Source organism: Actinomadura sp. NPDC048032 (assembly GCF_040653175.1).
In the GTDB taxonomy this organism is placed as follows: domain Bacteria; phylum Actinomycetota; class Actinomycetes; order Streptosporangiales; family Streptosporangiaceae; genus Spirillospora; species Spirillospora verrucosospora.
In genome coordinates this window covers 1-9855 of sequence record NZ_JBEZJP010000318.1, presented here as the reverse complement: position 1 = coordinate 9855, position 9855 = coordinate 1, and the positions used below count along the sequence as shown (strand labels likewise).

Genomic DNA, 9855 nt, shown 5'->3' with positions numbered 1-9855 from the left:
GCAACGCTGAGACGCACACCCATGCCCCGCGCCGTCACGCCATAGGCGCACCGGGTAACCGGGTTCGGCATCCCCGCTCATCTGCTCGACTCCGGTTCACAGGGTCGCGGGAGTGGCACCAGCCGGAATCCGGCCGTCGGTGGGCAGATCGCTTATGGAGGATCTGGGCGCGAAGCCGTTTGTTCGTCGCCGTTGCTGTGGGTGCGTTGAGAGATGGTGCGTTCGAGACCGTCGAGGAGGGCGAGGAGGCCGAACTCCCGGGTCGTGGTGGTCGAGGGGATGGCCACGGTGGTGGCAAGCAGCGGGAAGCGGTCGGCGTTGAGGAGGAGCAGTTCGCGCATGATGGGGGCGGCGCTGCCGTCCGTCCAGGTCTGAGTGCCTTGGGTGGCGGCCGGGTGGGTGGCGCGGATGTGATGGGACACCGTCATGACCGCGTCGAGCCGTTCGCGTTCGGTCAGGGGGGTGTCGGTGAGGGCGCTGAGGGCTCTTTCGGACCATGCGGCCTCACGTGGGCCCATGACACGGTCGCCCACGGTGACCGACGGCAGCCAGGGGTGGCGCTGCCAGGCGGCGGACAGTCCGCGGGCGTACTCCTCCAGCTTGGCCCGCCAGCCGGCCGCCCCGCTCAGGTCGGGGGGTGTGCCGACCGCCGCCTCGACCATGATGGCCATCAGCTCTGTCTTGCCCTTGACGTAGCGGTACAGGGCCATCTTGGTGAGGCCGAGCTCGGCGGCGACGCGGTGCATGGAGACCGCCTCCAGGCCCTCGGTATCGGCGACCTTGACGGCGGTGTCGGCCAGCCGGGCGAGGTCGAAGGCGGGCCTGGGGCCTCTGGCGCGCGGCTTCCGCAGGCCCCACAACAGCTCTGCCAGTGTCCTCGGATCCTCGTTGACCGCCACGTCGCCTCCCGCTTGCCAACCGCCAAAACTGTCTCTACCGTACACAGTGTTCGGGGGACACAGTTTATCTCCGGACCCGGGAGCAGGCGGTGGCCGAGGGGCCATGCCGTGAAACGAGGAGTGAGCCGTGTCCACATCGGTGCTCGACATGTCGATGTCCCTCGACGGGTACATCGCCGATCCCAACGACTTCCTCGGCGGCGACGACGGCGAGCGGCTGCACAAGTGGGCTGACTCGGACCGGCATCCCGAGCCGGTCAAGCAGTTCCAGGACGAATGGAACGGGGCCGGCGCGATCCTCGCGGGGAGGCGGACCGCTGAGCTCATGGACCACTGGGGCGGCTCTCACGGCGGTCTCCCGATCTTCGTCCCCAGCCACCGGCCGCCCGGCCCGGCCGCCAGGTGGGGCTATCCGCTGGTGACCTACGTGAACGACGGGATCGAAAGCGCGATGGCGCAGGCGAAGGCCGCCGCCGGGGAACGGGACGTCCAGATTCGTGGCGGCGCCTACACGGTGCAGCAGGCCCTTGAGGCCGGAGTGCTGGACGAAGTGCAGATCCACCACATTCCAGTGCTCCTGGGCGCGGGGCGCCGGTTGTTCGACGTCCTGCCGTCGGAGATCGAGTTGGAGATCATTCAGGTGATCGACACGCCCGAGGCCACCCACATCCGCTACCGCGTCCGCCGGCTCGGGCGCCGCCTCCGCGGCGGGGGCCCGCTCCGGCTCGGCGGCGGGTCGCGCCTCCGCGGCGGGCGCGGACTCGGGACGGGCGCCGCCGGCGGGGACGATCACCGCGATCGGGGCGCCGATCGCCGCGGTCTCGCCCTCGGCGACGAGGATCTTCTCCAGCACGCCGGCCTCGTAGGCCTCGTACTCCATGACCGCCTTGTCGGTCTCGATGTCGACGATGACGTCGCCGACCGCGACCTCGTCTCCCGGCTGCTTCTGCCAGGAGCTGATGACGCCCTCCTCCATCGTGTCGGAGAGGCGGGGCATGAGGATCTCGGTCATCGCGCGGGCTCCAGAGCGGGTCGCGGGGACGGGGCGTCCGCCCCCGGCGTGATGCGGCCGGTCGCGCGGAGCGTGGCGCGCACGGCGGTCAGCAGGGACTCGGCGGACGGCAGCGCCGCCGTCTCCAGGGACTTGGCGTAGGGGAGGGGCACCTCGGCCATCGCCACGCGCCGGACGGGGGCGTCCAGCCAGTCGAACGCGCCCTCCTGGATCGTCGCGGCGATCTCGGCGCCGATGCCGTAGGTCAGCCAGTCGTCCTCGGCCACGACGGCGCAGCCGGTCCTGCGGACGGAGTCGACGACCGTCTGCCGGTCGAGCGGGCGCAGGCTGCGCAGGTCCACGACCTCGGCGGAGATCCCCTCGGCGGCGAGGGTGTCGGCCACCTCCGAGGCCACGCGGGCCATCCGGGAGTAGCCGATGATCGTGATGTCGGTGCCCGGACGGGTCACCGCGGCGCGGCCGATCTCGGCGGGCTCGACGTCCTCGACCGCGGCGGGCAGCTCGCCCTTGGTGTTGTAGAGGGCGAGGTTCTCCAGGAACAGCACCGGGTCGTCGTCGCGGATCGCGGCCTTCAGCATCGCCGACGCCTCGGCGGGCGTGCTCGGCGCGAGCACCTTCAGGCCGGGGATGAACGAGTAGAACAGCTCGACGTTCTGCGAGTGGGTGGCGCCGAGCTGCTGCCCGCCGCCGCCCGGGGTGCGGATCACCATCGGCACGCTGGCCTGCCCGCCGAACATGCCGTAGATCTTCGCGGCGTGGTTGACGATCTGGTCCAGGGCCAGCAGCGAGAAGTTGATCGTCATGATCTCCACGACGGGGCGCAGGCCGAGCATCGCGGCGCCGATCGCGGCGCCGACGAAGCCCTCCTCGGCGATCGGGGTGTCGCGCACGCGGCGCGGCCCGAACTCCTTGAGCAGCCCTTCGGTGATCTTGTAGGAGCCCTCGAAGAGCCCGATCTCCTCGCCCATCAGGAAGACGTTCTCGTCGCGGAGCATCTCGGCGCGGAGCGTGTCCCGGAGGGCCTGGCGGTAGGTCACGGTTGCCATGGGTGCCTCTCAGGAACCGAATACGGGGTCGGCGGGGAGCCGGCGCAGCTCGCCCGGGACCGGGGTGGCGTAGGTGTAGTCGAACAGCGTGGACACCTCGGGAGCGGGGCTCTCGTCGGCGAACGCGGCGGCGGCGTCGACCTCCGCCGTCACCTCGGCGTCGAGCCGGTCGCGGTCGTCGGCGGACAGGATCCCGGCCTCCTCCAGCTCCAGCGCCATGCGGGCCAGGGGGTCGGCGGCCTTCAGGGACTCCTTCTCCTCCTTGGACCGGTAGCGGGCCGGGTCGACGACCGAGTGGCCCTTCAGCCGGGGGCTGACGGTCTCCAGCAGGTAGGGCTTGCTCTCGGCGCGGGCGCGCTCGACGGCGGTGCGCGCGGCGTCGCGCACCGCGATCACGTCGGTGCCGTCCACCCGCAGGCTCTCCGTCCGGTAGGCGGCGCCGCGCCGGTACAGCTCCGGCTCGGCCGCGGAGCTCTCCACGGTGGTGCCCATCCCGAGACCGTTGTTGATCACGACGAAGACGACGGGGAGGTTCCAGAGGGCGGCGATGTTGAGCGACTCGTGGAACGCTCCGATCGCGGTCGTCCCGTCGCCCATCTGGCACATGACGACCTCGTCGCCGCCCTTGTAGGAGACGGCGAGCGCCGCGCCGGCCGCGAGGGGCACCTGCCCGCCGACGATCCCGTACCCGCCGAGCAGCCGGGCCTCGGCGTCGAACAGGTGCATCGACCCGCCCCAGCCCTTGGACACGCCCGTGGACCGCCCGTACAGCTCGGCCATGACGCGGTCCGCGCCGATGCCCTTGGCGAGGGCGTAGCCGTGCTCGCGGTAGTTGGTGAACAGGTAGTCGGTGGGGCGCAGCGCGGCCATCAGCCCGACGACCGTGGCCTCCTCGCCGAGGTTCAGGTGGCAGTAGCCGCCGATCTTGGCTTCGGTGTAGGCGCGGGCGGCCCGCTCCTCGAAGCGCCTGATCAGCAGCATCTGCCGGTAGTAGCCGACGAGCGTGCCGGCGTCGGCCGCCGGGGGCGCCGCGTCCGGCGCCGCCGCGTCGGTCTTCGGCTCGGGAGCCTGGGCGCCGCGCGCCCTCCGGCTCCGTGCCGGTGCGGCCTGGACGGTGTCAGCCATCGGCGACCCTTCCTTCGTCCGGGGCAGCGCCGTAGGATCGCCACGACACTCCCGATCATCATTGATCTATGATCGATCATATTGTATCTCGTACGACCCGCCCACCCGTCAAGAGGCACTTACCGGCCGTGGCGCTACGATCCAGTTTCGTGAAGACCTCCGACCAGCTGCTCCGCACCGGGCTCGCCGACCAGATCCGCGAGTTCATCGTGGAGGGCATCAGCTCCGGGCGGTGGGAGCCGGGGGAGCGCGTCGTCGAGCGCCGCATCGCCGCCGAGCTGGGCGTGAGCCAGGGGCCGGTCCGCGAGGCGCTGCGCCAGCTGGAGGCGCAGCGGCTGATCGAGACGCTGCCGAACCGGGGCGCCCGGGTCCGCGACTTCACCGAGCGGGACCTGGCCGAGATCTTCCCCGTCCGCGCGGGCCTGGAGCGGACGGCCGTGGAGCTGGCGCTGCCCCGGCTCGCCGACTGCCTGGACGCGCTGGAGGAGCACAACCGCCGTCTCGGCGAGGCCGCCCGGGACGGCGACCTGCACGAGCAGATGCACCTCAGCATCGCCTTCCACCGCGAGATCGTCGAGTCGGCCGGCAACCGGCTGCTCGTCTCGGTGTGGGAGGGGCTCGGCATCGAGCTGTGGACGACCCTCTCCCTGCGCCTGCACCAGACGGAGATCTACTCCAAGTCGGCCGAGCACGCCGAGCTGATCGAGGCGTTCCGCCGCGCCGACCCGGCCGCGCCGCAGCTCCTGCACGACCACGTCATGAACTACGCCCCCTAGCCTCGCCTTCGGCGAGGCCCCTAGGGCGCCTTCTCGCGGTAGGCCGCGCTGAGCTGGAACTCCGCGTCGTCGAGGTAGGAGCGCAGCTCCCGCTCGGCCTCCGCGAAGTCGCCCCGCGCGAGCAGGTCGTGGATCCGCCGGTTGCGGGCCAGGTAGGGCTCGTGGAACTCGCGCGGCGAGCCCATCTCGTGGAAGACCAGGCGCATCTCGGCCAGCAGGTGCCGGATCATCTCGTCGACACGGGGGCTGCCCACCAGTCCGGCGATGGCCTCGTGGAAGCGGATGTCGGCGGTGCCGACGTCCGGCCAGCTCCCGGCGGCGGCGGCGCGCTCGCCGGCGAGGACCGCCGCCTCCACCCGGGCGAACGCCGCGGGCGGGGCCTGCGGCGCGCACCGTATGCCCTCGTACTCCAGGATCCGCCGCACCCGGTAGAGGTCCGCCAGGCCTTCGGCGGTGACCCGGCCCACGAACACGCCCCGGTTGAACTCGTGGACGAGCAGCCGCTCCTTGGCGAGCAGCCGGAACGCCTCGCGCACGGTGTTGCGCGAGACCTTCAGGGCCTCGCCCAGCTCCTCCTCGCGGACGCGCTCGCCCGGGGCGAGCCGCCCCTCGGTGATCTGCTCGCGCAGCAGGTCGGCGATCCGCCCGGCGGTGCTGGTCCTGTCGAGGCCGTGCCGGGCGGCCGCGATGTCGGCCAGCCACGAGCCCTGCGCCGGCACGGGCATCGGCCACCTTCCGGGGGTAGGCGCGGGAGGGCGCGCGAACGTTCTGGGGCGCTCAGCCTATCCCCGGGGACGGAGAAATGCATCAACAGGTCTCTTGATGGATTGTTGAACAATCCCTACCCTTGCGGAAAGTCGAACCCCCCGGAAGGGCCCCGCCATGACGGACCCAGCGACCCTCGACACGACCACGGAACCGGCCGCCCGCTCCCGCCGCGCCGCGCTCGCCGGCGCCATGTTCCTGATGGCCACCAGCGCCATCGGACCCGGCTTCATCACCCAGACCACCGTGTTCACCGCCCAGCTCGGCGCCGCGTTCGCCTTCGCGATCCTGGTGTCGGTGCTGGTGGACGTCGCGATCCAGCTCAACGTGTGGCGCGTCGTCGGCGTCTCGGGGATGCGCGCCCAGGAACTCGGCAACCGCGTCCTGCCCGGCGCCGGGTACGGCCTCGCCGCCCTCGACGTGTTCGGCGGCCTGGTGTTCAACATCGGCAACGTCGCCGGCACCGCGCTCGGGCTGAACGCGCTGCTCGGCCTCGACGTCAAGATCGGTGGCGCGCTGTCCGCGCTCGCCGCCATCGCGATCTTCCTGGTCCGGCGGGCCGGCGTCGCGATGGACCGGATCGTCGTCGTGCTCGGCGCCGTGATGATCCTGCTGACCCTGTACGTCGCCTTCGTCTCCGACCCGCCGCTCGGGGACGCGCTCCGGCAGAGCGTCGCGCCGGAGACCGTCGACTTCCTGGTCATCACCACGCTCATCGGCGGGACGGTCGGCGGCTACATCACCTACGCGGGCGCCCACCGCATGATCGAGTCCGGGGTGACCGGGCCCGGCAACGTCAAGGAGATCAACCGCAGCGCCGTCACCGGAATCATCGTCACCGGCCTCATGCGCGTGCTGCTGTTCCTCGCCGTTCTCGGCGTCGTCGCCGGCGGGGTGACCCTCGCCAAGGAGAACGCCCCCGCCTCGGCCTTCGAGCACGCGGCGGGCGAGGCCGGGCTGCGCGTCTTCGGACTGATCATGTGGTCGGCCGCGATCACCTCGGTCATCGGCGCGAGCTACACCTCGGTGTCGTTCCTCGTCTCGTTCTCCTCCTTCGTCGAGCGGCACCGCAACCGGCTGGTCGTCGCATTCATCCTCGTCTCCGCCGCCATCTACCTCGCCATCGGCACCGCCCCGGCGAAGCTGCTCGTCCTCGCGGGCGCGCTGAACGGGCTGATCCTGCCCTTCGGCCTCGCCGTGCTGCTGTGGGCGGCCGCCCGCCGCCGCGATCTGCTCGGCGGCCACCGGTACCCGGTCGGGCTCCTCGTCCTCGGCGTCGCGGCCTGGCTGGTGTCGCTCTACCTGGGGTGGAACAGCCTCTCCGCGCTCGACGACCTCTGGAGGTGAGGGCGGGGTGCGGATCCTCCCGAGCGGCGACGCGGCACTGCTGGTCGAACTGCCGGACCTGCCGGAGATGCTCGGCCTGTACGCGGCGCTCGCGGCGTCCCCGCCGCCCGGCGTCGCCGACCTCGTGCCGGCCGCCCGCACCCTGACCCTGCTGCTCCGTCCCGCCGCCGACCCGGCCGCGGTCGCCGCCGCGGTGCGCGCCGCCCGGCCGGGCACGGCGGGCGGCGACGCCGGCGAGGCCGAGATCCCCGTCGTCTACGACGGCGCCGACCTCGCCGAGGTCGCCCGCCTCACCGGGCTCGCCCCGGACGAGGTCGTCGCCGCCCACACCGGGACCCCGTGGCGGGTCGCGTTCACCGGGTTCGCGCCCGGATTCGGCTACCTGGAGGGCGGCGACCCGCGGCTGGACGTCCCGCGCCGCGCCACGCCCCGCGTCCGCGTCCCGGCGGGCGCGGTCGGTCTGGCCGGGCGCTTCAGCGGCGTCTACCCGGTCGAGTCCCCGGGCGGCTGGCAGCTCATCGGACGCACGGAGGCCGTCCTGTGGGACCTCGAACGCGACCCGCCCGCCCTCCTGCGCCCGGGAACGCGGGTCCGCTTCGTCCGGAGGAAATCGTGAAGCCCCGGCGGGAACCATGAAGCGCGCTCTGGACGTTCTCCGCACAGGACCCCTGGCGACAGTCCAGGACCTGGGCCGCTCGGGTCACGCGGCGCTCGGCGTGGGGGTGTCGGGCGCCGCGGACCCGGGCTCGTTCCGCCTCGCCAACCGGCTGCTCGGCAACCCCGAGGAGGAGGCCGCGGTCGAGGTCACCTTCGGCGGCCTGCACGTGCGCTGCCGCGGCGGCGTGTTCGCCGCGGTGACCGGCGCGCCCGCCCCGCTGCTGGTGGACGGCCGCCCCGAGGCCCCCTCCTCGGTCTTCCACGTCCCGGACGGCGCCGAACTGCGGATGGGCGTTCCCTCCTCCGGGCTGCGCAGCTACCTGGCCGTGCGCGGCGGCGTCGCCGTCCCGCCCGTCCTCGGGTCCCGCTCCACCGACACGCTCTCCGGCCTCGGCCCCGCCCCGCTCAAGCCCGGCGACCTGCTGCCCGTCGGCCCGCCGCCCGCCGCGGCGCCGCTCCTGGACGCCGCGCCCGTCGCGCCCCCGCGCGGCGGCGACATCGTGCTGCGCGCGATGCCCGGCCCGCGCCACGACTGGTTCGCCCCCGGCGCGCTCGCGGCCCTCTTCTCCGCCGCCTACACGGTGACCAGCGAGATCGACCGCGTCGGCATGCGCCTGGACGGCCCGGAGCTGGAGCACGCCGGGCGCGGCGAGCTGCCCAGCGAGGGGACGGTCACCGGGGCGCTGCAGGTCCCGCCGTCCGGGCGGCCCGTGCTGTTCCTCGCCGACCACCCGCTCACCGGCGGCTACCCCGTGATCGCGGTGGTCGCCTCCGCCGACGTCGGCCGCGCCGCCCAGGCCCGCCCCGGCCAGCGGCTCCGGTTCCGGCCGCACCCCGCACCGAACCTCCGGGAGGAAACATGACCGCACCCCTCGACCCGGGCGCGCTCACGCCGGACCAGGCGAGGGCCCTGTTCCGCGCCGGCCTGCGCGTTCCCACGTCCGGCTGGTGCGCCGGCTGGACGCAGGCGAACCTCATCGCCGTGCCGCGCGAGTACGCCTTCGACCTGCTGCTGTTCGCGCAGCGCAACCCCAAGCCGTGCCCCGTCCTGGACGTGACCGAGCCCGGCGAGACCTCCTCCCCGCTGTTCGCCGGGGACCTGCGCACCGACCTGCCCGGCTACGTCGTCTACGAGCACGGAGTGCCGGTCGCCGAGACGAACGACGTGACCGCCCACTGGCGCGAGGACCTCGTCTCGTTCCTCATCGGGTGCAGCTTCACCTTCGAGGACGCGCTCCGCGAGGCCGGCGTGCCCGTCCGGCACATCGAGCAGAACAGCAACGTCCCGATGTACCGGACGAACCGGATGTGCCGCCGCGCCGGCGAGTTCGGCGGCCCGCTCGTCGTCTCCATGCGCCCCGTCCCCGCCGCGCAGGTGGCCGACGCCGTGCGCGTGACGTCCCGGTACCCCTCCGTCCACGGCGCGCCCGTGCACGTCGGCGACCCCGTCGAGCTCGGCATCGACGACCTGTCCGCGCCGGACTTCGGCGACCCGGTCGAGATCCGCGTGGACGAGATCCCGGTGTTCTGGGCCTGCGGCGTGACCCCGCAGGCGGCGGTGATGGCCTCCCGCCCCAAGCTCGCCATCGGGCACGCCCCCGGCCACATGGCGATCACCGACGCGCGCGACAGCCGGTACCTCGTTCCCTGAGTCCGGCATAGGCTTCGTCCATGCCCGAGATCATCGCCCCGGGCGAACGCCTCGGGGGGCGCTACCGCATCGAGCGGCCTCTCGGCTCCGGCGGCATGGCGACCGTCTGGCGCGCGGTCGACACCGTCCTCGACCGCGCCGTCGCGGTCAAGGTCCCCAAGGACGGCGGGCCCGAGGAGTTCTCGCGGCGCCTGCGCCAGGAGGCGCAGGCCGTCGCGGCCCTGACCCACCCGGGCGTCACCGGCGTGTACGACTACGGCGAGCACCGCGTCGGCTCGGAGGGGGCCCCGTGGCGCGAGCCGCGCCGGATCCCGTACGTGGTCATGGAGCTGCTGGACGGGGAGAGCCTGGCCGTGCGCCTGGCGCGCGGCCCGCTGCCCTGGCGCGAGGCGGCCGGGATCTGCGCCCGGGTCGCCGACGCCCTGGCCGCCGCCCATGACGCCGGCATCGTGCACCGCGACATCAAGCCCGGCAACGTCTACCTCACCCCGGTCGAGGTGAAGGTCCTCGACTTCGGCATCGCGTTCACCGGCACGGCGGGCGGACCGGTGATGGGCACGCCCGCCTACATGGCGCC

The 9855-nt window shown here is 73.1% G+C and carries 10 protein-coding genes and 2 pseudogenes; 7 read left to right on the top strand and 5 right to left on the bottom strand.

The window, feature by feature from the left end; translation table 11 throughout:
- Positions 1-152: 152 nt before the first annotated feature.
- Entirely contained in the window at positions 153-899 is a 747-nt protein-coding gene (locus AB0C69_RS30740; RefSeq protein ID WP_360358546.1) for a TetR/AcrR family transcriptional regulator, read from the bottom strand.
- A 148-nt stretch (positions 900-1047) separates the two neighbouring features.
- Here AB0C69_RS30740 and AB0C69_RS30735 point away from each other — a divergent pair.
- Positions 1048-1482: pseudogene (locus AB0C69_RS30735) on the top strand (dihydrofolate reductase family protein); the annotation flags it as partial.
- A 216-nt stretch (positions 1483-1698) separates the two neighbouring features.
- Here the strand turns inward: AB0C69_RS30735 and AB0C69_RS30730 are convergent.
- The 3 genes and pseudogenes from AB0C69_RS30730 to pdhA form a co-directional block, all read right to left on the bottom strand.
- Positions 1699-1896: pseudogene (locus tag AB0C69_RS30730) on the bottom strand (biotin/lipoyl-containing protein); the annotation flags it as partial.
- 11 nt (positions 1897-1907) lie between these two features.
- Positions 1908-2957: an alpha-ketoacid dehydrogenase subunit beta gene (locus AB0C69_RS30725; protein ID WP_360358545.1), complete on the bottom strand. Its 1050-nt coding sequence runs from the start codon at positions 2955-2957 to the stop codon at positions 1908-1910.
- A 9-nt stretch (positions 2958-2966) separates the two neighbouring features.
- Positions 2967-4082 carry a pyruvate dehydrogenase (acetyl-transferring) E1 component subunit alpha gene (pdhA, locus tag AB0C69_RS30720; protein WP_360358544.1) on the bottom strand — a complete coding sequence of 372 codons (1116 nt, stop codon included), beginning with the start codon at positions 4080-4082 and terminating at the stop codon, positions 2967-2969.
- Between the two features lie 149 nt (positions 4083-4231).
- Between pdhA and AB0C69_RS30715 the strand changes: the two genes are divergently transcribed.
- Positions 4232-4858, top strand: a complete 627-nt coding sequence (locus AB0C69_RS30715) for an FCD domain-containing protein (protein ID WP_353835825.1) — start codon at positions 4232-4234, stop codon at positions 4856-4858.
- A gap of 20 nt (positions 4859-4878) precedes the next feature.
- On the opposite strand, the gene AB0C69_RS30710 is transcribed toward AB0C69_RS30715, so the two are convergent.
- Positions 4879-5583 carry a GntR family transcriptional regulator gene (locus AB0C69_RS30710; RefSeq protein ID WP_360358543.1) on the bottom strand — a complete coding sequence of 235 codons (705 nt, stop codon included), beginning with the start codon at positions 5581-5583 and terminating at the stop codon, positions 4879-4881.
- A gap of 232 nt (positions 5584-5815) precedes the next feature.
- Between AB0C69_RS30710 and AB0C69_RS30705 the strand changes: the two genes are divergently transcribed.
- From AB0C69_RS30705 to AB0C69_RS30685, 5 genes are all read left to right on the top strand, one after another.
- A complete protein-coding gene (locus tag AB0C69_RS30705; protein ID WP_345177626.1) occupies positions 5816-6970 on the top strand; it encodes an NRAMP family divalent metal transporter in 1155 nt (384 codons plus the stop codon).
- A 7-nt stretch (positions 6971-6977) separates the two neighbouring features.
- On the top strand, positions 6978-7586 hold the full coding sequence (locus AB0C69_RS30700) for an allophanate hydrolase subunit 1 (protein ID WP_360358542.1): 609 nt from the start codon (positions 6978-6980) through the stop codon (positions 7584-7586).
- Between the two features lie 16 nt (positions 7587-7602).
- On the top strand, positions 7603-8490 hold the full coding sequence (locus tag AB0C69_RS30695; RefSeq protein WP_360358541.1) for a biotin-dependent carboxyltransferase family protein: 888 nt from the start codon (positions 7603-7605) through the stop codon (positions 8488-8490).
- Positions 8487-9278, top strand: a complete 792-nt coding sequence (locus AB0C69_RS30690) for a putative hydro-lyase (protein WP_345177599.1) — start codon at positions 8487-8489, stop codon at positions 9276-9278. The genes AB0C69_RS30695 and AB0C69_RS30690 overlap by 4 nt, the downstream gene beginning before the upstream one ends.
- A 20-nt stretch (positions 9279-9298) precedes the next feature.
- Positions 9299-9855, top strand: a 557-nt coding sequence (locus AB0C69_RS30685) for a serine/threonine-protein kinase (RefSeq protein WP_360358540.1), incomplete at its 3' end; no start/stop codon positions are given.

What these genes read in the sequence shown, in the direction of transcription:
- AB0C69_RS30705 (WP_345177626.1), top strand. Translation starts at nt 5,816, where the DNA reads ATGTTCCTGATGGCCACCAGCGCCATCGGACCCGGCTTCATCACCCAG.
- pdhA (WP_360358544.1), bottom strand. Translation starts at nt 4,082, where the DNA reads ATGGCTGACACCGTCCAGGCCGCACCGGCACGGAGCCGGAGGGCGCGC.
- AB0C69_RS30695 (WP_360358541.1), top strand. Translation starts at nt 7,603, where the DNA reads ATGAAGCGCGCTCTGGACGTTCTCCGCACAGGACCCCTGGCGACAGTC.
- AB0C69_RS30690 (WP_345177599.1), top strand. Translation starts at nt 8,487, where the DNA reads ATGACCGCACCCCTCGACCCGGGCGCGCTCACGCCGGACCAGGCGAGG.
- AB0C69_RS30710 (WP_360358543.1), bottom strand. Translation starts at nt 5,583, where the DNA reads ATGCCCGTGCCGGCGCAGGGCTCGTGGCTGGCCGACATCGCGGCCGCC.
- AB0C69_RS30725 (WP_360358545.1), bottom strand. Translation starts at nt 2,957, where the DNA reads ATGGCAACCGTGACCTACCGCCAGGCCCTCCGGGACACGCTCCGCGCC.